We start from the raw sequence: 23,137 nt of genomic DNA on the forward strand, positions 1-23,137 counted from the left end.
CCGCAAGCGGTGGTCATCCGGTAGGCGCGCTGCCCGTACGCTGGACCCCGTGTCCGTCGTGGATCTCGTCCTGCTGCTGCTCATGCTCGTGTTCGCGATCAGCGGATACCGCCAGGGTTTCGTCATCGGCATCACGTCGCTGTCCGGTTTCTTCCTGGGACTGCTGCTCGGCCTGCAACTCGGGCCGCTGTTCGCCAGGCAGTTCGTCGACGCCGGCACCCGGGTGCTGATCTCACTGGTGGCGATCTTCGGGTTGGCCGTGATCGGGCAGGCGCTCGCCGGCTGGCTCGGCTCGCACCTGCGCAAGACGATCACCAGCGACGTGGGTCGGCGGGTCGACGACATCGGCGGGGCGTTCGTCTCACTGTTCGCGGTGCTCCTGCTGGCCTGGCTCGTCGCCGTACCGCTCGGGTCGTCGTCGGTGCCCTGGCTCGCCGCCGCGGTGCGCAACAGCGCGCTGATCACCGTGGTGAACGGGGTGCTGCCGGAGGAGGCGCACCGGCTCTCCACCGCTCTGGAGGACACCGTCGACACCGACGGGTTCCCGGACGTCTTCGGTGGTCTCGCGCCCACCCGGGCCCGGCAGGTCGACCCGCCCGACCCGGCGCTGGCCGGCTCCCAGCTGGTGGTCAACGGTCAGCGCTCGGTGGTCAAGGTGCTCGGCTCCGCGCCCAGCTGTTCGCGCCGCATCGAGGGCTCCGGCTTCGTGTACGCCGACGACCGGGTCATGACCAACGCCCACGTGGTCGCCGGCACCCGATCGGTGGCGGTGGAGCTGGGCGGGGAGCGGTACGACGGTCAGGTGGTGGTCTACGACCCGAACCGGGACCTGGCGGTGCTGCTGGTGCCGGGGCTGCCCGGCCCATCGCTGCGGTTCGCCGCCGGCAACGCGGGCAGCGGCTCGGACGCCATCGTGCTCGGCTTCCCGCTCGATGGCCCGTACAACGCGCAGTCGGCGCGGGTTCGGGACGTCGACCGGATCAAGGGGCCGGACATCTACTCCTCCGGCGACGTCACCCGGGAGATCTACACCATCCGGGCTCTGGTGCGTAGCGGCAACTCCGGTGGGCCGCTGCTCTCCGCCAACGGCCTGGTGCTCGGCGTGATCTTCGCGGCGGCGGCGGACGACCCCAACACCGGGTTCGCGGTGACCGCCGCCGAGGCCCGGCCGGTGGCGCTGGCCGGCGCCGAGCGCAACCGGGCCGTCGCCACCGGCGAGTGCACCTGAGCGTCGCGCCGGATCAGGTCCGGGCCGGTGCGGCGAGCGGCAGCTTGGTCCGCCCCCAGCGCAGTCCCCGGTCCAGCACCGCCCGGGCCATGATCGCGACGCAGGCGCCGCCGTTGAGGAAGGACGCCACCACGTCGCTCGGGTGGTGCATCCCCCGGTACATGCGGGTCAGCGCCACACCCACCGGCACCATCAGCAGCAGCGTCCACCAGGCGACCTTCGCTCCGGTGCTGCGCGCCCGCAGGGCCATCAGCACCGCGATACCGACGTAGAGCGCCACGGCCGCCGAGGTGTGCCCGGACGGGAAGCTCGACGTGGGCGGCGAGACATCCATGTGCTCCACCGCCGGCCGCTGCCGGTCGATCACCATCGTGGTGAGCAGGAACACCAGCGCCTGGGCGGTCACCGCCGCGCACAGGAACAGGGGCTCCCGCCAGCGCTTCAGCCAGAGCCGCAGCGCCAGCGCCACCAGCACAGTGACCACGACGATCATCTGGGTGCTGGCCAGCGTGCTGAACACCAGCGAGACGTCGTTCCAGCCGCCGGTGCGGTCACCCGCGAACTCCCGATTCACCGCGTCCTCGACGGTGAACGGCCAGGTCCGGGCGAACACGCGGGTGACCAGCACCCCGAGCAGCACCATGAAACCGAACAGGAGGGACACCGGCAGCAGCACCCGCCGGACGATCTGGACCACGGTGTCGGACATGAGCGGGCCAGTACCCGGTCGGCGTCGTCGTCACGCCTCAGGTCTTGTCCGGCTGCCGCTCGACCTCGGGCGCGACGCCGTCGCGGACCGGCCGGACCGGTCGGAGGCCGGTGTGCGCCCGCCAACTGGTGAACGCCGCGGTGGTCGCCGTGACCACCGCCACGCCGAGCAGCCAACCGCCGAGCACGTCGCTGGTGAAGTGCACACCGAGCGCGACCCTGCTCACCCCGGTCACCACGGTGAGCAGCAGCGCGGCGACCCAGAGCGCGACCCGCGAGGCCCAGCGTCGGACGTACGGCAGGAACACCAGCAGCAGCACCCCGGCGGCCAGGGTGGCGTTCAGCGCGTGCCCGGAGGGGAACGAGTAGCCGGCGGCCCGCGCCACCGGATCGAGCAGCTCCGGCCGGTCCCGGCCGACGAGCAACTTGAGCAGCGGACCCATCAACCCGCCGACCACCATCGTCGTGGTCACCCAGAGGGCCAGCCGCCGAGCCTGCCGGCGCAGCAGCCAGATCACCACGAGCAGGGCCACGACCCGCAGCGGCATGGGCGCGAACACCGCACTCCAGACCTCCATCAGCGCGACCCAGGTCGGGTGGTCCACCGCGTGCTCGTGCAGCGCGTCGGTGATCGTCGTGTCCAGCCGGTGCAGCGGCGCCCACGCACCGAGCACCAGCAGCGCGAGCAGGGCGAACGGCACCAGCACCAGGAACGCCGCCGTCGCCGCCAGGGTCAGCCGCAGACCCAACGAGTGGTCCGGGTCGAGGCGGCGGCGCCGCCAGGACGGGCGCCGGGTGGTGTCGAGGCTACGGGGGGCGGGCGTGCTCATGCGGACGGTTCTACCCCACCCGCCGGGCAATCAGACCTGCCGTCAGCGGCGCTCAGCGAGCGCGCTGACGGAACCGGCGCACCATCAGCGCCGCGCCGGTCACCAGGGCGGCGAAGAGCACAACCCCGGTCCACAGTTGCTCCGGCGCGGATTCGTCCGGCACGCCCGCCGGCCGGGCCGTCCACCCCGTCTGCTGCCGTGGAGCGGTGAAACCGAGCGGGTCGCTGCCGGCGCCGCTGACCGGGCCGTTGTCGCCCGAACCGGGGGCCGGACCGAAGCCGACCACGCCCGGCGAGGTCAGATCGTCCAGCGGATTGGCGGTGACCGGGGGAACGTCCGCGGTCAGCGCCGCCACCGGGTCGACCACCCCGTACCCGAAGCGGTCGTCCCGGCCGGTCGGGCCGAGGTCACGGGCGGTGGCCAGCAGCCGGTTGACCACCTCGCCGGCGGGCATGTCCGGAAAGCGGGACCGGACCAGCGCGGCGGTGGCGGCCACCAACGGCGCGGCGAAGCTGGTGCCCTGCACCCGCCAGTACCCGTCGGCCGGGCGGGCGCCGACCAGGTTGGTGGCGGGGGCGGTGAGCACGGTCGCCCGGCCGGTGATCGACCCGGACCACAGGTTGTCGCTGCTGCGCTCCAGCCCGGCGACCGCGATCACGCCCGGCTCACGAGCCGGGTACCAGACCTTGGAGTCGGTCGACGTGGCCAGGTTGCCGGTGCAGGCGACCACCACCACGTCCCGGGCGAACGCGTAGTCCAGAGCCGCGGCCAGGGCGGGGCTGTCCCCGCTGCCGCCCAGCGACAGGTTGATCACCCGGGCGCCGTTGTCGACCGCCCAGCGGACGCCCTTCGCGACGATCAGGGCGTCGTCGTACTTGTTGCGCTCGTCCAGCACGCGGACCGGAAGGATCCGGGAGTCCGGCGCCAGGCCGACCACGCCCCGCTTGTCGTCGTTACGCCCGGCGATCAGGCCCGCGACAGTGGTGCCGTGACCGACCGGATCCGGCCCGGCGCCGCCGGCGGGCCCGACCAGGTCGAGGCCGGGCAGCACCTGGCCGGCCAGGTCGGGATGGTTGGCGTCCACACCGGAGTCGACCACCGCCACGGTCACGCCCCGGCCGGTCGAGGTGCGCCAGGCCGTGTCGGCCCGCAACTCGTCGAGCTGCCACTGCTCGTCACGGACCTGGTCGGTGCGGGCGACGCTGTCACCGGGGGCGAGCGCCACCGACGCGCCGGCGAGTTGCCCGCCGCTGCTGGGCGCGGCGACGGGTGCGGCGGTCGGGACCGCGACAGCGAGCATCGCCGCCACACCGAGCAGCGCCCGGCCGGCCCGCCGGGCCACTGCCGGACCGCTGTGCCGAACCCCTGTCACATCCCCAGCCATTCAATCCGACGACGGAACCACGACGATCGGAGATTACCGGTTTCCCCACCCGTCACGGGAGGAACTACCGAGACAGGTCATGGTGGCGGCAGATGTGCGAGCTGAACGAGGCGTACGCCCTCCCGCCGGGTGACCAGCCGACCACGGCCCGCCGGCAGCGGCCCGGGCCGCACCGGGCCGACGAGCGCACCCTCCTCGGGGCTGCCCGCCATCACCAGCCCGGCGGTGGAGAGCTCCCGCAGCCGCTGCACGATCGGCTCGTACTGGGACCGTCCCGCACCTCCGGAGCGGCGGGCCAGCACCAGGTGCAGCCCGACGTCGCGGGCGTGCGGCAGATGCTCCTCCAGGGCCCGCAACGGGTTCGCCGGCCCCGCCGCCACCAGGTCGTAGTCGTCGACCAGCACGAACAGCTCCGGCCCCGACCACCAGGAGCGGTCCCGCAACTGCTGCGGGGTGACCTCCGGCCCGGGAGCCCGCCGCTCCAGGTATCCGGCGGCCGACTCGACCAGGTCGGCGGTGTGCGCGGCGGCGGTGCCGTACCCGATGAGGTGCGGCGTCTCGATGGCGCCGAGCAGGCTGCGCCGGTAGTCGACCAGGATCACCCGGGCCTCCTCCGGCGTGAACCGGGTGGTGATCGAGGCGGCCAGCGCCCGCAGGAACGTCGACTTGCCGCACTCCGCGTCCCCGAAGACCACGAAGTGCGGCTCGCTCGCGAAGTCGAGCAGCACCGGCCGCAGGTCCGCCTCGGCGATCCCGATCGGCAGCCGCAGCCCGGTCGTCGCGGCGAGATCCAGGTCGGCGTACGGCAGCACCGGCGGGAGGAGCCGGACCCGGGGCGCCGCCGGGCCGGCCCAGCTGTCGGCGATCCGTTTGACGAGGTCGGCGGTGCCCGCGCCCGGGGCGGCGAGCTGCGGGAGCGCGGTGAGGAAGTGCAGGCTCTCCGCCGTCACCCCCCGGCCGGGGCGCTCCGGCACGTTCGCCGCCGCCCGGCGGGCCACCAGGGAGTCGGCCGGGTCGCCGAGGCGCAGCTCCAACCGGGAGCCGAACAGGTCCCGGATCGCCGGGCGGAAATCCAGCCAGCGCAGCGCCGTGGCGACCACGTGCACCCCGTACGACAGACCCCGGGTGGCCAGGTCGGTGACCAGCGGTTCCAGGTCGTCGTACTCGCCGCGGACGGTGCTCCAGCCGTCGATCACCAGAAACACGTCGCCGAACGGGTCGGCGCCCGGCTGGCTGGTCGTTCCCGCCGCGGCACGACGCTGCCGGTACACGGCCATCGACTCCACGCCCAGCTCGGCGAATCGGCGCTCCCGCTCGGCCAGCAGGGTCGTCATCTCGCCGACCGTGCGCCGCACGGCGGTCGGATCGGCGCGGCCGGCCACGCCGCCCACGTGCGGCAGATCGCGCAGCGCCGCGAGGCCACCGCCGCCGAAGTCGAGACAGTAGACCTGCGCCTCGGCCGGGGTGTGGGTGAGCGCCAACGCGCAGATCAGCGTGCGCAGCGCGGTGGACTTGCCGCTCTGCGGCGCACCGACCACCGCGACGTGCCCGGCCGCGCCGTCCAGGGTCAGCCAGAGCAGGTCCCGGCGCTGCTCCAACGGCCGGTCCACCACCGCCACCGGCACGCCCAGCGCGCCGTGCAGCTCGGGGTTGCCCACGGTGAGCCCGCGCGCCGGGTCCACCTCGACGGGGCCCAACAGCTCGTCCAGGGCCGGCGGCTCACCGAGCGGCGGAAGCCACACCTGGTGGGCGGGCGGGCCCTGCCCGACGAGCCGATCGACCAGCAGGTCGAGCAGGGTCTCCCGGTCGCTCTCGTCCTCGGCCGCCATGGTCAGGGCCGGGGTGGCCGGCTCGGGCAGCGGCACGGCGTGGGTGGTGAACGTGAGCAGGCGGGCGCCGCCGCCGGCAGTGGCACCCGCCGTCGCGGCCCGGCGGCGCACCGTTCCGGAGACGTACGCGGCCTTGAAACGGGCCAGCGGATCGGTGCCGGCCCGCAGGTAGCCGTGGCCCGGCGAGCGGGGCAACTCGTGCGCGTCCGGCACGCCGAGCACCGTCCGGGACTCCAGCGCGGAGAAGGTGCGCAACCCGATCCGGTACGACAGGTGGGTGTCGAGCCCGCGCAGCCGGCCCTCCTCCAGGCGCTGGCTGGCGAGCAGCAGGTGCACGCCCAGCGACCGGCCCAGTCGGCCGATCTGCACGAACAGGTCGATGAAGTCGGGCTTGGCGGAGAGCAGTTCGGAGAACTCGTCGCAGATCAGCAGCAGCGACGGGAGCGGGGCGAGCGGGCTGCCGGCGGCGCGGGCCCGCTCGTAGTCGCGCACGCTGGCGAAGTTGCCGGCGCGGCGCAACAGCTCCTGCCGGCGGACCAGCTCCCCGTTGATCGCGTCGACCATCCGGTCGACCAGGGGCAGCGCGTCGGCCAGGTTGGTGATCACGGCGGCGGTGTGCGGCAGCCGGTCGAACGGCGCGAAGGTGGCGCCGCCCTTGAAGTCGACCAGGACGAAGTTGAGCTGCTCGCTGCTGTGCGTCGCCGCCAACCCCAGCACCAGCGTGCGGAGCAGCTCGGACTTGCCGGACCCGGTGGCTCCGATGAGCAGGCCGTGAGGGCCCATCCCGTCCTGGGCGGACTCCTTGAGGTCCAGCTCGATGGCGCCGCCGTCGACACCCACCCCGATCGGCACCCGCAGCCGGTCCCGGGCCGAGCGCGGCGCCCAGCCCTGCTCGGCGGTGAAGCTCTCCGGATCGCCGAGGCCGAGCAGCTCCGGCAGGCCCAGCTCGACCTGGAGCGGGGCGTCCGGGCCGCGGGCCGTGCCGGCCAGCCGCAGCGGCGCCAACCGCCGGGCGACCGCCTCGGCGTCGGCGAGGTCGAGGTGGTCGGCGGTGCCCACCTCCGCGTGCCCCTCCACCGACCACGAGTGCAGCCGCCGGCCGCGCAGCTCCAACAGCAGCGCGTACCGGTCGAGCAGGCGGGGCGGCGGAGTGTCCAGGTCCAGCACGGTGACCGCGTCGATGCCGCCGTCGCCGGTCAGGTCGGTGGCGCCGGTCAGGTCACCGCCGTCGAGGACCACCACCACGTGCGGGCCGTCGGTGGCCGGTCCGGCCGGGCTGAACCGGGACCGGCTGGCCAGCACGTCACCGAGCAGCCGTTCCAGCTGCGCGGCCGACGAGGTCACCAGCCGCACCGGCCCGAGCGCGTCCGTGCGAGAGGGATGGTGCGCGTGCGGGAGCCACTTCACCCACTCCCAGTCCGCCCGGCGTTCCGGGCCGGCGCAGACCGCGATCAGCAGCTCGTCGGGGGCGTGGAACACGGCCAACTGGGTCAGCACCGCCCGGGCCAGGGCCTGGGCGGCCGGGTCGCCGGTGGGCGGCCCACCGCTGGCCGGGCCACCGGCGGCGGTCCGCACGTGCACCCGGGCGAAACTGCGCAGCGACAGGGCCACCGGCAGCTCCGGCACCACGGAGTACGCGTCCAGAAAGCGGCGCAGCGCGCCGGCGGTCATCGGCTCCAGCTCCTCGAGCGGTCGGGTGACCGGCCCGACGAGCGGGGTGGCCAGGGTCTGCGGCCCGACGGCGACGCGTACCACAGCGAAGTCCGGGTCGGCGGGGCGGCGTTCCCAGACCCGGCGGCTGTCCACCGTCGACCACAGCCGACCCGGGTCGGGGTGTCGGTAGTAGAGCCCGGCCCGCTGCTGCCCGGCGGTCTGCCGGACCCGGCGGCGCAGCGTGGCCAGGTGGCGCAGGTACTCCCGGCGGGCCGCCATCATCTCCGACTTCTTCGGGGTGCCCGAGGCGCTGCCCCACGAGGTGACCAGCATCGCCAGCGACGAGAGCCCGAACATCCCGCCCACCACGTACGAGTAGGCGCCGCCGCCCCGGCCGAACATCATCGCCATCGCCACCGTGCCGCCGAGCATGGGCAGCACCATCAGCATCTGCTGCCACCGTCCGCCGGCCACCGCGGGGATCTCCGGCGGCGCCTCGACGGGCAGCTCACCAACGGGGATCTCCGGCGCCGGCCGACGCGGCGGGCGCTTGATGACGACAGTGGACACTCGGCCTCCTGACAGCGCTGGGTAACCCGAGCCTGGCTCATCGTAGGTAAAGTCCTGTCGTCCGCGCAGCCTCCGATCCCCCTCGATATGGAGATCACTCGATGACAACCGGGCTGGCCCGCGTCACCATCAGCGCGCCGCAACGGCGGGTCGACGTCGCACTGCCGGAGCAGGTGCCCCTGGCCGAGTTGCTGCCCGACGTGCTCCGACACGCCGGCGAGGGCCTGGCCGACGACGGCGAGCGGCACGGCGGCTGGGTGCTGCGTCGTACCGACGGGGCGCTGCTGGCGACGGCGCAGGCGCTGCTGCCGCAGGGGGTCCGCGACGGTGAGGTGCTGCACCTGGTGCCGGCCCGCGCCCACTGGCCCGAGTTGGAGTACGACGACGTGGTGGAGGCGATCGCCGACGGCGCCCGCCGACGGGGTGGGGCCTGGTCACCAGACGCCACCCGGGTCGCCGGCCTGGCCGGTGCCGCCGTGCCGCTCGCCGTCGGGCTGTTCGCCCTGCTCGCCGGTGGTCCGACGCTGCCCAGCGGCTGGTTCGCGGCGGCGGTGGTGGCGCTGCTGCTCACCGTGGCCGGCGCGGTCGCCTCCCGCGCCAACGGCGACGGCGTCGCCGGGGCGACGCTCGGCGGCTACGCCCTGCCGTACGCCTTCGTGGCCGGCGCCCTGGCGATCGGCTCCGGTGATCCGGTCGGCCCGCTCGGGCCGATGCGCTGGGTCGGCGCACCCGAGCTGCTGACCGGCTCGGTGGCGTTGCTCCTGGTGGCGCTGGTCGGTCTGCTCGGGGTGGCCAGCCGACTGCGGGTCTTCGTGGCCGGCGTCACGGTCGGTCTGCTCGGTGCCGGCGCGGCGCTCGGCGCGCTGCTGCTGACCCCGGCGGGCACGGCGGCGGTGCTGCTCAGCGCGCTGGTCTTCGCCCTCGGGGCGATCCCGCTGCTCGCCATCCGGTTGGGCAAGCTGCCGTTGCCGCCGATCACCCTGCCGGCCGCCGCGTCGGGTGCCGAGCCGGAGCGCCCCCGGGACCTGCCGGACCGGGGTCGGGTGCACGCGGCAGTCACCCGCACCGAGGAGGTGCTGACCGGGATGCTGCTCGGGCACGCCGTGCTGGCGGTGGGCGCGGCGGTCGTCCTCGGCGTGGCCGGTGGGACGGCCGGGCCGGTGCTGGTGGCGGTGGTCTCGGCCGTGCTGCTGCTGCGGTCGCGGCTGTTCGTGGCACTGCGGCACCGGGTGCCGACGGTGCTCGCCGGACTCGCCGGCTACGCGGTGCTGGGTGCGGTGCTGGTCGACCGGGCCGACGACACCGGCCGGTTGGCGCTGGTCCTCGGTGGCGCGGCGCTGGGCCTGGTGACCGTGGCCGCCGGCACCGGGTACGCCCGGCGCGCGGTCTCGCCGTACCTCGGAAGGGTCGCGGACCTCACCGACACGGCCCTGGTGGTCGCCGTGGTGCCGGTCGCCTGCGCGGTGCTCGACCTGTACGACCGGGCCCGGGGACTGCTCGGTTGAGCGGCTCCCGGGCCCGGTCGGTAAGCGTTCGTCAGTGGGTGGACTCGCCGCGCGCCTCGGCGTCGCGGGCCCGCTGGTAGGAGGCCCGGATCTCGGCCTCGGCCTCGGTGCGGCCGACCCAGGTCGCGCCCTCGACCGACTTGCCGGGCTCCAGGTCCTTGTAGACCTCGAAGAAGTGCTGGATCTCCAGGCGGTCGAACTCGCCCAGGTGGTGGATGTCGCGCAGGTGCTCCTGGCGGGGGTCCTCGTAGGGCACGCAGAGGACCTTGTCGTCGCCGCCCTTCTCGTCGGTCATCCGGAACATGCCGATGGTCCGGCAGCGGATGAGGCAGCCCGGGAAGGTCGGTTCGGGGACCAGCACCAGCGCGTCCAGCGGGTCGCCGTCCTCGCCCAGCGTCTCCTCGATGAACCCGTAGTCGGCCGGGTACTGGGTGGACGTGAACAGGGTGCGGTCCAGCCGGATCCGGCCGGTCTTGTGGTCCACCTCGTACTTGTTCCGGTGACCTTTGGGGATCTCAACCGTCACGTCGAAATCCATCTGCACGCTCCCTCGTCTGCCCACGCTGGCTAACGGAACCACTGGTGGCGCCCTCCGGACAGGTGAATGCCCACCCGCCGACTCCGGCCACCGCATAGTCTTCGGACCGAAGTAGTGTCACCCAAGCCGATTTTCGCTGGGGGAGGAGGGGGTCGTGGGGAGGGAAGATTCACACTACCGCCCGGACGGGGGCACCGCGCGTGGTACCGGGCGATCCGGCTCCGGCGGCGCCACCGGGCGGGTCCCGGTGCCCGACGCCCACCTTCCCCGGGCGCCCGAGGAGTCGGCGCCGGAGCGGCCTCCGCCGCTGCCGTGGCACCCGTCGGAGGCGAATTCCGCCGGGCCGAACAGCGGACGCTTCCCGGTCCTGGGCGGTGGAAACCATCCCACGAGCGCCCCGCCGAGCGGCGCACACCCGACCAGTCCCGCCCCGACCAGTCCGGCCCGGGGTGGCGCGCCGTCCGGTGACGGCCCCACTGTCCGCATTCCGACCGGCGTACCGCCGCTGGGCCCGCCGATCTCCGCGTTGCCGGCGCCGGCCGACGCCGAGCCGCCGGTAGCGCCCTCCGCGCCGCCGACCTCGCCGCGCCGCCGGGGGCGGCTGGTGGCCGTGCTGGCAGTGGTGTTGCTGCTGGTGCTGACCGGTGTCGGCGTCGTGGTGACCCGGCCTGGCCCGGTCGCCGGCTGGTTGGGCGAGGATGCGGCGTCCGCGCCGACCGCCGCCGGCCCCGCCGTGGAACCCGATCCGGCGGACGTGCTGGACGGGCCCGACCCGAACGCCCCGCTGCCCGCGCCCGACGGCGTACGGGCCGCGCTGGACCCGTTGGTCGGTGTCCCCGCCCTGGGCGACCGCGTGAACGTCTCGGTGGCCGACGTGACCACCGGTCAGACGCTGTTCGCCAAGGGTGCGGACGACGGGACGGTGCCCGCCTCGGTGACGAAGCTGGCGACCGCGGTGACCGTGTTGGCCGCCCGTGGGCCCGGGTACCGGATCCCCACCCGGGCGGTGGCCGGCGCCAAGCCCGGCGAGGTGGTGATCGTCGGGGGCGGCGACCCCACGCTCGCGGTGGACAAGAAGGGCTACTACCCCGGGGCGGCACGCCTGGACGACCTGGCCGCGCAGGTGCGCACCGCGCTCGGCGGCACGGCCCCGACCAGCGTCACCGTCGACGGCACGATCTACTCCGGCCCGGTGTACGGCCCCGGCTGGGACGACGACATCCCGACCGGCGGGTACGGCGGCGCGGTGACCGCGCTGATGACCGACGGTGCGCGCAAGGACCCGGGTGCCGAGGCCGGTGGCGCCGAGCGGGTCGCCGAGCCGGACCTCGCCGCCGGCCGGTCGTTCGCCCAACTGCTCGGCGTCCCGGCCAGCACCGTCAAGCGGGGCACCGCCCCGGCCCTGGCGACCGCCGCCGGTGGCACCCCGCCCCCCGGTACGGAGCTGGGCGTGGTGCAGTCGCCGCCGTTGATCCGGCTGGTGGACATCATGATCAGCGAGAGTGACAACCTGCTGGCCGAGGCGCTGGCCCGCCAGGTGGCGCTGGCCCGCAGCCAGACGGCGTCGTTCGACGGTGCCGCCGCCGCCATGGACGCCGAGGTGGCGGCGCTGGGCCTGCCCGCCGAGGAGATCACCCTCTTCGACGGCAGTGGCCTGTCCCGCCGTAACCGGATCAGCCCGTCACTGCTCACCGACCTGATCCGGCTGGCCGCGAGCCCGGACCACCCGGAGCTGGCCGGCGTCTTCGGCGGTCTGCCGGTGGGCGGCTGGTCCGGCACGCTGGGCGACCGGTACCGGGGCGCTCCCGGCACCGCCGGCGGGGCGGGCGCCGTCCGCGCCAAGACCGGCACCCTGACCGGGGTGCACGCCATCGCCGGCCTGGTCACCACCGCCGACGGCCGACTGCTCACGTTCGCGGTGCTCACCGACAGGGTGCCCGGTGGGACGGACACCGCCCAACCGGCGCTGGACCGCATCGCCGCCGCGCTGGCCGGCTGCGGTTGCCGCTGACGAGCGTCGGGGCGGGGTTTCCGGCCGGCGCCGGGCGCGCGACCGGCGTCGATCGCCGACGCGAGCCCGGGCCGGGGTGTCGCGACGCGGGTACGGTGGGTTCATGGCGCAGTTCGTGGACTGGGATCTGGCCGCCGCGACCGCGGGGGCGTTGAGCAAGTCGGGCCCCCGGGTGTCGTACTCGGAGGCCACCGACGTGGTCGGCGACCTGCGTCGGCTGACCGACGAGGCGGCCGGGCACGTGGCCGACTACACGGGGCTGCGGGCGCAGGTGGCACACCCGCCGGTGCGGGTCGTCGACCGCCGGGACTGGGCGGCCACCAACATCGCCGGGCTGCGTGAGGTGATCACTCCGCTGGTCGGTCGGCTGTCCGGCGACAAGCAACCCGGCGCGCTCACCGAGGCGATCGGGTCCCGGCTGACCGGGGTGCAGGCCGGCACCGTGCTGGCCTACCTCTCCGGCCGGGTGCTCGGCCAGTACGAGGTCTTCTCCGCCGACCCGGGCCAACTGCTGCTGGTGGCGCCGAACATCGTCGAGGTGGAGCGCAAGCTCGGCGCCGACCCCCGGGACTTCCGGCTCTGGGTCTGCCTGCACGAGGTCACCCACCGGACGCAGTTCACCGCCGTGCCGTGGATGCGGGCCTACTTCCTCAGCGAGGTGCAGGCGTTCGTCGACGCCTCGTCCAGCGGCGGCGAGCACCTCGTCGAGCGGCTGCGGCGCGGGGTGGCGACGCTGTCCGAGGCGGTCCGCGACCCGGAGAGCCGGACGAGCGTGCTCGACATTGTCCAGACCCCGGCGCAGCGGGCCGTCCTCGACCGGCTCACCGCGCTGATGACCCTGCTGGAGGGGCACGCCGAGTTCGTGATGGACGGCGTCGGCCCGCAGGTGATCCCGAGCGTGGAGCGGATCCGGGCGTCGTTCAACCGCCGGCGCGAGGCGGGTAACCCGTTGGAGAAGGCGATCCGCCGGCTGCTCGGGGTGGACGTCAAGATGCGCCAGTACGCCGAGGGCCGCAAGTTCGTGCACGGCGTGGTCGAGCGGGTCGGCATGGAGGGCTTCAACTCGATCTTCAACTCGCCGCTCACCCTGCCCCGGCTGTCCGAGTTGGGCGACCCGGACGCCTGGGTGGCGCGGGTGCACGGCCCGGCCGGCACCGTACCGGCCGCTGGCTGACCGTCCGTCGATGGGCGCGCTCGCGCCGCCGGTGGCCGCGATCCGGGTGGCGGTCCGCCGCGCGCTGACTCACCTGCCGTCCGGCGGCCCGGTGCTGGTCGCCTGCTCCGGTGGCTCCGACTCACTCGCCCTGGCGGCGGCCACCGTGTTCGTGGCGCCCCGCCTGGGCCGGACCGCCGGCCTGGTGACCGTCGACCACGGCCTGCAGGCGGGCTCGGCGCAGCGCGCGGAGGCGGTGGCCGGCTGGGCCCGAGAGGCCGGGTTCGCCCCGGTGGTGGCGGTGCGGGTGCGGGTGGCCGGGCGTCCGGGTGGCCCGGAGGCGGCGGCCCGGGAGGCCCGCTACGAGGCGTTGACCGAGGCGGCTCGGCAGCACGAGGCGGTCGCGGTGCTCACCGGGCACACCCGCGACGACCAGGCGGAGACCGTGCTGCTCGCGCTCGCCCGGGGCGCCGGTCCACGCGGGCTGGCCGGGATGCCCAGCCGGCGGGAGCTGGCCGGGGTGCCGCTGCTGCGCCCGCTTCTGGAGATCGGTCGGGAGCAGACCCGCGCCGCCTGTGCCGCGCTTGGTCTCAGCGCGTGGCAGGACCCGCACAACACCGACCCGTCGTACGCCCGCTCCCGGGTGCGGGCCGACGTGCTGCCGGCGTTGGTGCGGGCGCTCGGGCCGGGCGTGGTGGACAACCTGGCGCGTACCGCCCGACTGGTGGCGGCGGACAACGCCGCCCTCGACGAGACGGCGGCGACGGCGCTGGCGGCGGCCCGGCACCCCGCCGGTGGGCTCGCGGTGCCGGAGCTGGCCGGTCTGACCGCCGCCGTACGCGGTCGGGTGCTGCACGCCTGGGCGCGGGAGCTGGGCGCGGTGCCCGGGGCGCTGTCGCACCGGCACGTCGCCGCTCTGGACGCCCTGGTCACCGACTGGCACGGTCAGGGTCCCACCGACCTGCCCGGGGGTGTCCGCGTACTCCGTCGTGGCGACCGGCTGACGGCCCTCAGCTCGGGCTGAGAGCCCCGGCGCCGTCCGCCCGGTCCCGGAAGGTGGTCCGGTAGCTGTGCGGGGTGGCGCCGACCCGGCGGCTGAAGTGGTGGCGCAGCGCGGCCGCGTCGCTGAAGCCGGCCTGGTCGGCGACGGCCTCCACGCTCAACGGGGTCTCCTCCAGCAGCCGTCGGGCGAGCAGCACCCGCTGGTTGGTGAGCCAGTCGTGCGGCGTGGTGCCGGTCTCGGCGCGGAACCGGCGGGCGAACGTGCGCGGGGCCATGCCGGCGCGGGCGGCCAGCTCCTCCACCGTGATCGTCCGGTCCAGGTGCCCCATCAGCCACTCCAGCACCGGCTCCAGGGTCGGCGCCTCGGGGGCCCGGGGGATGGGCGCCTCGACGTACTGCGACTGGCCGCCGTCGCGGTGTGGCGGGACCACCATCCGCCGGGCCAGCCGGGTCGCGGTGGCCGAGCCGTGCACCTGGCGGATCAGGTGCAGGCAGGCGTCGATGCCGGCCGCCGTGCCGGCGCTGGTGAGCAGCCGACCGTCCTGGACGTACAGCGAGTTGCAGCGCACCCGGGCGCGGGGATGCCGGCGCTGCAGCTCGTCGACGTAGCGCCAGTGGGTGGTGCACTCCCGGTCGTCCAGCAGGCCCGCCGCACCGAGCAGGAAGGCGCCGGAGCAGACGCTGAACAGGTGCGCGCCGCGCGCGTCGGCCCGGCGCAGCGCGTCGAGCACCGGGTCGGGAATGACGGTGCCCGCGCTGTGCGCGGGGACGGCCACCAGGTCGGCCTCCTCCAGCGGGCCGAGGTCGGCGTTCGGGGTGAGGTGGAAGCCGGCGGACGTCCGGACCGCAGCGCCGTCTGGGCTGCACACGTCGAAGCGGTACGCGGGGAAGCCGTCGGCCGTCCGGTCGGTGCCGAACACCTCGGCCAGCACACCGAGCTCGAAGGGAGCGACCTGGTCGAGGGCGAGGACGGCGACGGATCGGAGCATGTGACGAGGGTAACCCGAGAGGTGGCAGTAAATCGATGACCAGTGGCATCTCTGCCACTGTCCGACCGGCGGGAGTCGGCGCAGACTGGTCTCAGTCCGGTGCGCACCGGCGGCGAAACCGACAGCAACCATGCGAAAGTGAGCGCCGCCATGGAGTTCCTGCTCCTCCTCCTGTTCCTCGTCCTGCTCGTCGCCGCCTCGGCGGCCGGCCTCACCGCGGACAGCCACGACTCGGCCGACTGGAAGCCCAGCGAGGACGGCCGCCGCTGGCGGTCTCGCACCAGCTGATGCGTTTGATGCCCTTTGCGCCGAAGATCCCCGGGGGGACCGCACCAAAAGGTGCGGCCCCGCCGACGGAGGCCATCCGACGTACGGCAGGCTAGGAGTCATGGCTGACGGCTCCTGGTACGACGCCGACATCGACCACGTGATCATCTCCGAGGCGCAGATCCGCGAGAAGACAGCGGAGCTGGCCAAGCAGGTCTCCGCCGACTACGCCCACGTGGGCGACGGACTGCTGCTGGTCTGCGTGCTCAAGGGCGCGGTGATGTTCATGGCGGACTTCGCCCGGGCGTTGGGCCGCAACGGCCCCCCGGCCGAACTCGACTTCATGGCCATCTCCTCCTACGGCCAGGGCACCACCTCCTCCGGAGTGGTCCGCATCCTCAAGGACCTCGACCGGGACATCGCCGGCCGGCACGTCGTGGTCGTGGAGGACATCGTCGACTCCGGCCTGACGCTCTCCTGGCTGCTGCGCTACCTGGAGTCGCGCTCGGCGGCGAGCGTCGAGGTGGTCGCGCTCTTCCGCAAGCCGGAGGCGGTCAAGGTGCCGGTGGCCGTGAAGTACGTCGGCTTCGACATCCCCACCGAGTTCGTGGTCGGGTACGGCCTCGATTTCGCCGAGCGGTACCGGGAGCTGCCCTACGTCGGGGTGCTCAAGCCCGAGGTCTACGCCCGGTCCTGACGCCGACCGACCGTCCCGACGGGTCGCGCCCGGCGGCGTGAGAGCAACTCGCATCGGTATTCGTCAAGCCGACGTTCAGCGGGCTCCCAGCTGTTCCGGTTACCGTGGAGCCCGGTGGCGCGGAGGCAACTCCGTGCCCGGCTCCTCGACCGCGTGACCGGGCGTGCGGGTGGCCGGGCTGGATTCCCCGCCACGCCGGTTCTTGCCCGGACCCGCCGTACGTCCTGGTGCGGGGCTGGCGAGGCCGCTCACGGAGCCCGTCGTCGATGGCGACGGAGAACCGAGGGCGGGGCTCGCGGGCTCACTCCTCGCGTACACGGGGCCTTCGATTGATACACCACTGCGGGGCTCGCAAGCTCACTCCTCGCGTACACGGTGTACCGTCGAATGACCGCGGCGCGGCAGTTTTCGCGCCTCGGGGTCGAGGCCGGCCCGCACGGCGGCTCCGACGCCGCCCAGGGCGGCGACACCATCAGACGGTCAGGACGTCGATCAGGAGGATGCGGGCGCTCCGGCGCTCGACAACAGTATGGAACGTACGCGTTTCTTCCGCCGACCGGTGGTCTGGATCATCCTGGTCATCCTCGGCGCCGTTGTGCTCAGTCAGCTGTTCACCGCTGGTCCCAGCTACCACCGCGTGGACACTTCCGTTGCGCTCGACCAGCTCCACACCGCCCAGATCAACAAGGTCGTCTTCCAGGACAAGGAGCAGACGCTCCAGCTGGACCTGAAGAACAAGACCAAGTTCGGTGAGACCAACACCGACCGGATCGAGGCCCAGTTCCCGTACCAGGCTGGGGACGAGATCTGGAACCAGGTGCTGGACGCCAAGGCGGCCAACCGGGTCACCGGCCCGGCCGACGCCAAGGTCTCGTCGGACAGCATCTGGGTGAGCCTGCTGGTCAACCTGCTGCCGATCGCGCTGCTCGTGCTCCTGCTGCTGTTCTTCATGTCGCAGATGCAGGGCGGCGGCTCCCGGGTGCTCAACTTCGGCAAGTCCAAGGCGAAGATGATCACCAAGGACACTCCGAAGACGACCTTCGCGGACGTCGCGGGTGCCGAGGAGGCCGTCGAAGAGCTGTACGAGATCAAGGACTTCCTGCAGAACCCTGCGAAGTACCAGGCCCTGGGCGCCAAGATCCCGAAGGGCGTGCTGCTGTTCGGCCCGCCCGGCACCGGCAAGACGCTGCTGGCCCGCGCGGTCGCCGGCGAGGCCGGGGTGCCCTTCTACTCCATCTCCGGCTCCGACTTCGTCGAGATGTTCGTCGGTGTCGGCGCCAGCCGGGTCCGCGACCTGTTCGAGCAGGCCAAGACCAACGCCCCGGCGATCGTCTTCGTCGACGAGATCGACGCTGTCGGCCGGCACCGTGGCGCCGGCATGGGCGGCGGCCACGACGAGCGCGAGCAGACGCTCAACCAGCTGCTCGTCGAGATGGACGGCTTCGACACCAAGGGCGGCGTGATCCTGATCGCCGCCACCAACCGGCCGGACATCCTCGACCCGGCGCTGCTGCGCCCGGGCCGGTTCGACCGGCAGATCCCGGTGGACGCCCCCGACATGGAGGGCCGCAAGGCCATCCTGCGGGTGCACGCCAAGGGCAAGCCGTTCACCCCCGACGTCGACCTCGACGCGGTGGCGCGACGCACCCCGGGCTTCAGCGGTGCCGACCTGGCCAACGTCATCAACGAGTCGGCCCTGCTCACCGCTCGTAAGGAGCAGCGGGCGATCAGCAACGACTCGCTCGAAGAGTCGATTGACCGGGTGGTCGCGGGTCCGCAGCGACGGACGCGGGTCATGAGCGACAACGAAAAGAAGATCACCGCGTACCACGAGGGTGGCCACGCGTTGGTCGCCTGGGCGTTGCCGCACGCCGCGCCGGTGCACAAGGTGACGATCCTGTCCCGTGGTCGCTCGCTGGGCCACACCCTGGTGCTCCCGACCGAGGACAAGTACACCCAGACCCGTGCCGAGATGATCGACACCCTGGCGTACGCCCTGGGCGGCCGGGCCGCTGAGGAGCTGGTCTTCCACGAGCCCACCACCGGTGCCGGCAACGACATCGAGAAGGCCACCCAACTGGCCCGCGCGATGATCACCCAGTACGGCATGAGCTCCAAGCTCGGCGCGATCAAGTACGGCACCAGCGGCGACGAGCCGTTCCTCGGCCGCAACATGGGCCACGAACGGGACTACTCGGACTCGGTGGCCGCCGAGATCGACGGCGAGATGCGGGCACTTGTCGAGCTGGCGCACGACGAGGCCTGGGAGATCCTGGTGGAATACCGGGACGTCCTGGACAACATCGTGCTCGAGCTGATGGAGAAGGAAACCCTCTCCACGGCCGACATGGCGCGGATCTGCTCCCGGGTGGTCAAGCGCCCGCCGCTGGCACCGTACAACGGCTTCGGCAAGCGCCAGCCCTCCACCGAGCCGCCCGTGCTCACCCCTGCGGAGAAGGACAAGCTCAAGGCGCAGGCCCAGGCCGACGGCGCGCAGGCGTCGGTCGGCGGTGGGGCACCGTCCAACAACTCGGACGGTACGCACTGAGCAACGACCCGACGGCCAGCTCCCCTCACCGGGAGCTGGCCGTCTCCGCGACCGAACCCGACGGCGACGACGAACTGGACTACGTGGCCGCGCGGCTGATCAGCGGCAAGCTGACCGGTCGCCCGGTGGAGGACGCCGTCGACCTCGGCCGGATCGAGAAGGCCGTCCGAGAGATCCTGATCGCGGTCGGCGAGGATCCGGACCGCGACGGGCTCCAGCAGACCCCGGCCCGGGTTGCCCGCGCGTACGCCGAACTCTTCGCCGGCCTGCGGGTCGACCCGGCCCAGGTGCTCAGCACCACCTTCGAGGCCAACCACGAAGAGCTGGTGATCGTCCGGGACATCGACGTGATGAGCCTCTGTGAGCACCACCTGCTGCCGTTCCGCGGCAGCGCGCACATCGGCTACATCCCCGGCCCGGACGGGCGGATCACCGGCCTGTCCAAGCTGGCCCGCCTCGTGGAGGTCTTCGCCCGCCGACCCCAGGTGCAGGAGCGGCTCACCTCGCAGGTCGCCGACCTGCTGATGAGCAAGCTCGCCCCGCGTGGCGTCGTCGTCGTGCTCGAATGCGAGCACATGTGCATGGCGATGCGTGGCATCCAGAAGTCCGGTGCCAAGACCATCACGTCGGCGGTGCGCGGCGTCCTGCAGTCCGACTCCAAGTCGCGGGCCGAGGCGATGGCGCTGATCATTCCCCGCTGACCTCCCGGACGCGACAACGGCCGTCCGCCCCCTTCCGGGACGGCCGGCTGTCGCGTCTTGAGGGTGGCCGGCCGTCGCGTCTGCGGGGTGGTCCGCTCGTCAGCCGGTCAGCCGGTCAGCCGGTCAGCCGGTCAGCCGGCCAGCAGGGCCAGGAGCAGGCCGGCCGTGACCAGCACCGCCGGCACCAGGCAGACCAGCGCACCGAGGCGCACCGTCCGGTCCAGCCGCTCGTCGGGGCTCGCCTGGAACAGCCGACCGACACCCACCCAGCCGACGACGAAGGCGACCGCCGGCATCGGAAGGCCGCCGATCAGGGCCGTCACGCTGGCCGGGCCCGTACCCGTCGTCGCGTACACGATGACCTGGATCAGCGGCACCAGCAGCGCCAACGGCCCGTACACCAGGAGGTTGCGGGCCCGCGTGGGCCAGGAGGCCGGTCGGAGGCCGCGACGCGCGGCCAACGCCGCGTCCGCGGCCTCGGCCCGACCCCGCGCGGCCCGCAGCGCCGCCAGTACTGCGGCCGGGCCGCCGACCATCGACCGGGCCGCCTCGGTCAGCTCCGGCGGCGACGGCACCAGCGAGATTGCCGGTACGCCTCGCTCCCGCAGCCGCTCCTGCTGACTCGCCAGCCCGGCACGCACGACCGTCAGTTCCTCCCGGGCGGCCTCCGCCGAGCGGGCCTGCTCACCGGCGGCGGCAGCCGCGCCGCGCCGGACCGCATCCAGTTGCCGCGCCGCCGCCAGGTACTCGGCCCAGCCGCTGACGGGTTCCACGGCCGCCGGCGTGCCATCGCCGTCCGCCCCGGCGGTCCGCTGCCGCCCCGGCCCGGTCACCGTAACGTTCGACCCCACACCGACACCTCCCGCGTGCACCGCCGGCTCACCCCACCTTGTCGGCGAACGGCACCAGGACCGTGCCCCGCTCGTCCGGACCGTCCCACAGCGCCGCCCGGTCCGGGTGTGCCCGCCACTGGACCGGCCGGCCGAAGACGGCGGCGAGCTGCGCCGCCGGCACGTCCAGCACCACGACGGCGGCGAGCTTGTCGACCTCGCCGTCCGGCTCCAGCAGCGCGGCGAACGGCGGCACCGCCCGCCACCAGCCCAGCAGGTGCCGGCCCGCCGGCGGCCCGTCCCGCAGCAGCGCGCGCAACCGGTCGGCCGGCAACTCCCGTGGCCCGGGCCGATCCAACCCGAAGACCACCAGGTACGTCGGCAGCTCCCCATCGGTGTCCGCGAGCAGCGTCGGCACGTCCACCAGGCACGCCGGATGGCGGGCGGCCAGCTCGGCCGTCAACGCCTCCGCCAGGGGGCGTGCCCCCTGGTCCGGCGCGGCCACCAGGAACCGGGCGGTGCCCGGCGGATGATGAGCCGCGGTGCTCCGGGCCGCCGTCGCCAACAGGCCACCCGCCGCCGGCCCCGAGCCCAGCACCGCGAGGTTGCGCCCGGCCGCTGGCCCCATCGGAACGGCAACCGTCGTACGGGCCACGTCCACCGCCCGGCCGAGCAGAGCGGCCGGTCCGTGTGCCTGGCCCGCCAGAGCCGCCCGGTGGCGCGGATCGTTGCTCAGCAGCGGGCGAGCGTAGCCGGCGAACACCACCGGCGGCGCCGAGCCGGCCGGCCGAGCCTCCCACAGCTCGTGCCGCAGTTGCTCGACGACCTCCGGATGGTCCAGCGGATCCGGGTGCCGGATCAACCGCTCGTGGCCACGGATCGCGCCCCGGGGACCACCGAGCCCTCCGGCGGTGTTCACCACCGCGCTGCCCACCGGCAGCCCCGCGGCCGAGTCGTTGGTCGGCTCCAACACCGGGCCGCCGCCCGGCAACGCCACCCGCACCGGGAACTGTCCGAGAACCGAATCCCGGTGCCCGGCGTCCGCGCGGCCACTTAATCCCAGCTCGCCCGCGCCGGCCAGCACCAGGTGTACGCCGTACGCCCGACCGGCGCGCGCCAGCCCATCCACCTGCGCGGTCAGCTCGGCGGCCAGCCGATCCCGCTCGGCGAAGAGCAGCGGCACATTGTCCACCACACAGACGATGCGGGGCAGCGAGCGGTGCTGGCGCAGCTCCGCGAAGCGCTGCCCACCGGCCCGCCCGGCCGCCTCCGCGCGGCGTTGCACCTCGGCCGTCAGCTGGTCGAGCAGGTCGCGGACGTACTCCCGGTCGGCGGCCATGGCCGCGGCCCGCACCTGCGGGATCCAGGAGCGGTCCCGCTCGGTCTGCAGAAACTCCACGAACGACTCACCGTCGCCCAGATCCGCCAGGTAGAGCGCCAGGTCGTCCGGGCCGTACCGGGCGGCGAGCCCCAGCAGCGCGGTGGTCAGGAACGCCGCACGTCCCGCCCCGGACCGGCCACTGACCAACCAGTGCGGGGTCAACTCGGTGAAGCCCAGCGGCACCGGCCGGCCCCCGGCGTCACCCACCATCGTGGTGAGGCTGTCCGAGGAGTCCGCCTCCCAGAGCCGCTCACCCGTCGCCGGCAGGAGATCGGCCAGTGCCAACCGGGAGCCCGCCTCCACCTGGGCGGCGAGCCGTCGACAGACCGCGTCGACGAGATCCGCCGGCGGGTCCGTCTCCACGAAGACCGGTGAGTTCAACCCGCCCGGTGGCTCGGCCCCGGGGCTCGCGAACGACGCCCCCGGCGGGTCGCCGAGCAGCGCGTACGCGTTGCGCAGCACCAGTGAGGTGGCCTGCGGCAACGGTGCCCGGGACGCGTACGGGCCCGGTGGCGGCCAACCGGCCACCACCAGGTGCAGGCCGGCCGTGGGCCCCTGCTCGGCCAGCGCCTCGATCCGCGCCAGGTCGGTCGGACCGGTCAGCTCCGGCAACGCGGCGACCACCAGCAGCAGGGTGCGGTCGTGGCGACGACGCCCGCTCGCACCCGGGGTCACCCACTGCTCCGCCTCCGTCAACACCGCCCGCAGACCCGCCACGTCCACCGCCGGTGGCGGCAGCAGCCCGGCATCGGCCAGCGCGCCGAACGGCGTGAGCACCGCACCCGTGGCGTCCACCGCGCGCACCAGCAGCGCCCCGGCGGGCGCCCCGCCCAGCAACCGCAGCAGCACGGCCCGCAGCAGCCCCGCCACCCGGGGCTCCCGCGCATCGGTGTCCACACTCAGGTGCCCGGCCCCGATCAACGGCACGAGCGCGGGGAAACGGGCGTCATCCAACGGTGCCGCCGTACCCACCCGCACGAAGGGCGGCGGGCCGTCACCCGCCGGAGAATCCACGGTGAGCGAGTCCAGATTGGCCCCGGACCAGCCCGGGGCCAGCCGCGCGGCAACCACCCGCAGTCGGTCGGCCAACTCGTACTGGCGGCGCTGATCCGCGGGGGCCGGTCGAGTCTCGTCGAGGATGCCGGCGGCGGCGGTCACGACAGCTGCGGCCCGGCGGTGCAGCGCCGCCGCTCGGTTCGTGCGTGCCTTCGGACCGGCCACCGTGTCCACCCCCTCACCCGAGGTTGGCAACCCCTCCCCGAGCAGTGACGGTATCCCAGCCGGAGCCGCTCCTCCGGGAGGTACCGCGGTGG

General features: G+C 74.0%; 17 protein-coding genes. 9 read left to right on the forward strand and 8 right to left on the reverse strand.

Going from position 1 to position 23,137, the window contains the following annotated elements:
* Positions 1–49 precede the first annotated feature (49 nt).
* Positions 50–1,228: a MarP family serine protease gene (locus ACFYPH_RS00520; protein ID WP_354860820.1), complete on the forward strand. Its 1,179-nt coding sequence runs from the start codon at positions 50–52 to the stop codon at positions 1,226–1,228.
* Positions 1,229–1,241: 13 nt separating this feature from the next.
* On the opposite strand, the gene ACFYPH_RS00525 is transcribed toward ACFYPH_RS00520, so the two are convergent.
* From ACFYPH_RS00525 to eccCa, 4 genes are all read right to left on the reverse strand, one after another.
* On the reverse strand, positions 1,242–1,937 hold the full coding sequence (locus ACFYPH_RS00525; protein ID WP_354860819.1) for a phosphatase PAP2 family protein: 696 nt from the start codon (positions 1,935–1,937) through the stop codon (positions 1,242–1,244).
* A 37-nt stretch (positions 1,938–1,974) separates the two neighbouring features.
* A complete protein-coding gene (locus ACFYPH_RS00530) occupies positions 1,975–2,766 on the reverse strand; it encodes a phosphatase PAP2 family protein (RefSeq protein ID WP_355064915.1) in 792 nt (263 codons plus the stop codon).
* 52 nt (positions 2,767–2,818) lie between these two features.
* Positions 2,819–4,150 (reverse strand): type VII secretion-associated serine protease mycosin, encoded by a 1,332-nt coding sequence (gene mycP / locus ACFYPH_RS00535; protein WP_355064917.1) that lies wholly within the window; start codon positions 4,148–4,150, stop codon positions 2,819–2,821.
* Between the two features lie 77 nt (positions 4,151–4,227).
* The gene (gene eccCa / locus ACFYPH_RS00540) at positions 4,228–8,202 is read right to left on the reverse strand and encodes a type VII secretion protein EccCa (RefSeq protein ID WP_387177883.1); all 3,975 of its coding nucleotides are present in this window, start codon (positions 8,200–8,202) and stop codon (positions 4,228–4,230) included.
* Positions 8,203–8,303: 101 nt separating this feature from the next.
* On the opposite strand from eccCa, the gene eccD reads away from it, so the two are divergent.
* Entirely contained in the window at positions 8,304–9,707 is a 1,404-nt protein-coding gene (eccD, locus tag ACFYPH_RS00545) for a type VII secretion integral membrane protein EccD (protein WP_387177886.1), read from the forward strand.
* A 31-nt stretch (positions 9,708–9,738) separates the two neighbouring features.
* Here the strand turns inward: eccD and ACFYPH_RS00550 are convergent, their stop codons facing one another.
* Positions 9,739–10,245, reverse strand: coding sequence for an inorganic diphosphatase (locus tag ACFYPH_RS00550; protein ID WP_039907066.1), 507 nt, complete (start codon positions 10,243–10,245; stop codon positions 9,739–9,741).
* Between the two features lie 526 nt (positions 10,246–10,771).
* Between ACFYPH_RS00550 and dacB the strand changes: the two genes are divergently transcribed.
* The 3 genes from dacB (at position 10,772) to tilS (ending at position 14,433) form a co-directional block, all read left to right on the forward strand.
* Positions 10,772–12,256: a D-alanyl-D-alanine carboxypeptidase/D-alanyl-D-alanine-endopeptidase gene (gene dacB / locus ACFYPH_RS00555; RefSeq protein WP_387179280.1), complete on the forward strand. Its 1,485-nt coding sequence runs from the start codon at positions 10,772–10,774 to the stop codon at positions 12,254–12,256.
* A gap of 103 nt (positions 12,257–12,359) precedes the next feature.
* Positions 12,360–13,430: a zinc-dependent metalloprotease gene (locus ACFYPH_RS00560; protein ID WP_363936098.1), complete on the forward strand. Its 1,071-nt coding sequence runs from the start codon at positions 12,360–12,362 to the stop codon at positions 13,428–13,430.
* A gap of 10 nt (positions 13,431–13,440) precedes the next feature.
* Positions 13,441–14,433 (forward strand): tRNA lysidine(34) synthetase TilS, encoded by a 993-nt coding sequence (tilS, locus tag ACFYPH_RS00565; protein ID WP_387177889.1) that lies wholly within the window; start codon positions 13,441–13,443, stop codon positions 14,431–14,433.
* On the opposite strand, the gene ACFYPH_RS00570 is transcribed toward tilS, so the two are convergent.
* Positions 14,420–15,400: a helix-turn-helix domain-containing protein gene (locus tag ACFYPH_RS00570; RefSeq protein WP_355064924.1), complete on the reverse strand. Its 981-nt coding sequence runs from the start codon at positions 15,398–15,400 to the stop codon at positions 14,420–14,422. The two genes, tilS and ACFYPH_RS00570, sit on opposite strands and share 14 nt — an antisense overlap.
* A gap of 138 nt (positions 15,401–15,538) precedes the next feature.
* Here ACFYPH_RS00570 and ACFYPH_RS00575 point away from each other — a divergent pair, with 138 nt between their 5' ends.
* The 4 genes from ACFYPH_RS00575 (at position 15,539) to folE (ending at position 19,613) form a co-directional block, all read left to right on the forward strand.
* The gene (locus ACFYPH_RS00575; RefSeq protein WP_354860833.1) at positions 15,539–15,688 is read left to right on the forward strand and encodes a hypothetical protein; all 150 of its coding nucleotides are present in this window, start codon (positions 15,539–15,541) and stop codon (positions 15,686–15,688) included.
* A gap of 100 nt (positions 15,689–15,788) precedes the next feature.
* Positions 15,789–16,364, forward strand: coding sequence for a hypoxanthine phosphoribosyltransferase (gene hpt / locus ACFYPH_RS00580; RefSeq protein ID WP_354860805.1), 576 nt, complete (start codon positions 15,789–15,791; stop codon positions 16,362–16,364).
* 529 nt (positions 16,365–16,893) lie between these two features.
* Complete coding sequence (gene ftsH, locus ACFYPH_RS00585; protein WP_354860803.1) at positions 16,894–18,912, forward strand: ATP-dependent zinc metalloprotease FtsH; 2,019 nt, start codon at positions 16,894–16,896, stop codon at positions 18,910–18,912.
* A 35-nt stretch (positions 18,913–18,947) separates the two neighbouring features.
* The gene (gene folE, locus ACFYPH_RS00590; protein ID WP_355065033.1) at positions 18,948–19,613 is read left to right on the forward strand and encodes a GTP cyclohydrolase I FolE; all 666 of its coding nucleotides are present in this window, start codon (positions 18,948–18,950) and stop codon (positions 19,611–19,613) included.
* Between the two features lie 131 nt (positions 19,614–19,744).
* On the opposite strand, the gene ACFYPH_RS00595 is transcribed toward folE, so the two are convergent.
* Positions 19,745–20,446, reverse strand: a complete 702-nt coding sequence (locus tag ACFYPH_RS00595; protein ID WP_363936110.1) for a hypothetical protein — start codon at positions 20,444–20,446, stop codon at positions 19,745–19,747.
* Between the two features lie 46 nt (positions 20,447–20,492).
* A complete protein-coding gene (locus ACFYPH_RS00600) occupies positions 20,493–23,054 on the reverse strand; it encodes an FtsK/SpoIIIE domain-containing protein (RefSeq protein WP_387177894.1) in 2,562 nt (853 codons plus the stop codon).
* Positions 23,055–23,137 lie beyond the last annotated feature (83 nt).

It is taken from the genome of Micromonospora sp. NPDC005252, assembly GCF_042872475.1.
In the GTDB taxonomy this organism is placed as follows: Bacteria; Actinomycetota; Actinomycetes; order Mycobacteriales; family Micromonosporaceae; genus Micromonospora.

What these genes read in the sequence shown, in the direction of transcription:
- ftsH (WP_354860803.1), top strand. Translation starts at nt 16,894, where the DNA reads ATGGAACGTACGCGTTTCTTCCGCCGACCGGTGGTCTGGATCATCCTG.
- tilS (WP_387177889.1), top strand. Translation starts at nt 13,441, where the DNA reads ATGGGCGCGCTCGCGCCGCCGGTGGCCGCGATCCGGGTGGCGGTCCGC.
- eccD (WP_387177886.1), top strand. Translation starts at nt 8,304, where the DNA reads ATGACAACCGGGCTGGCCCGCGTCACCATCAGCGCGCCGCAACGGCGG.
- mycP (WP_355064917.1), bottom strand. Translation starts at nt 4,150, where the DNA reads ATGGCTGGGGATGTGACAGGGGTTCGGCACAGCGGTCCGGCAGTGGCC.
- ACFYPH_RS00560 (WP_363936098.1), top strand. Translation starts at nt 12,360, where the DNA reads ATGGCGCAGTTCGTGGACTGGGATCTGGCCGCCGCGACCGCGGGGGCG.
- ACFYPH_RS00525 (WP_354860819.1), bottom strand. Translation starts at nt 1,937, where the DNA reads ATGTCCGACACCGTGGTCCAGATCGTCCGGCGGGTGCTGCTGCCGGTG.
- ACFYPH_RS00570 (WP_355064924.1), bottom strand. Translation starts at nt 15,400, where the DNA reads ATGCTCCGATCCGTCGCCGTCCTCGCCCTCGACCAGGTCGCTCCCTTC.
- hpt (WP_354860805.1), top strand. Translation starts at nt 15,789, where the DNA reads ATGGCTGACGGCTCCTGGTACGACGCCGACATCGACCACGTGATCATC.
- ACFYPH_RS00550 (WP_039907066.1), bottom strand. Translation starts at nt 10,245, where the DNA reads ATGGATTTCGACGTGACGGTTGAGATCCCCAAAGGTCACCGGAACAAG.
- ACFYPH_RS00530 (WP_355064915.1), bottom strand. Translation starts at nt 2,766, where the DNA reads ATGAGCACGCCCGCCCCCCGTAGCCTCGACACCACCCGGCGCCCGTCC.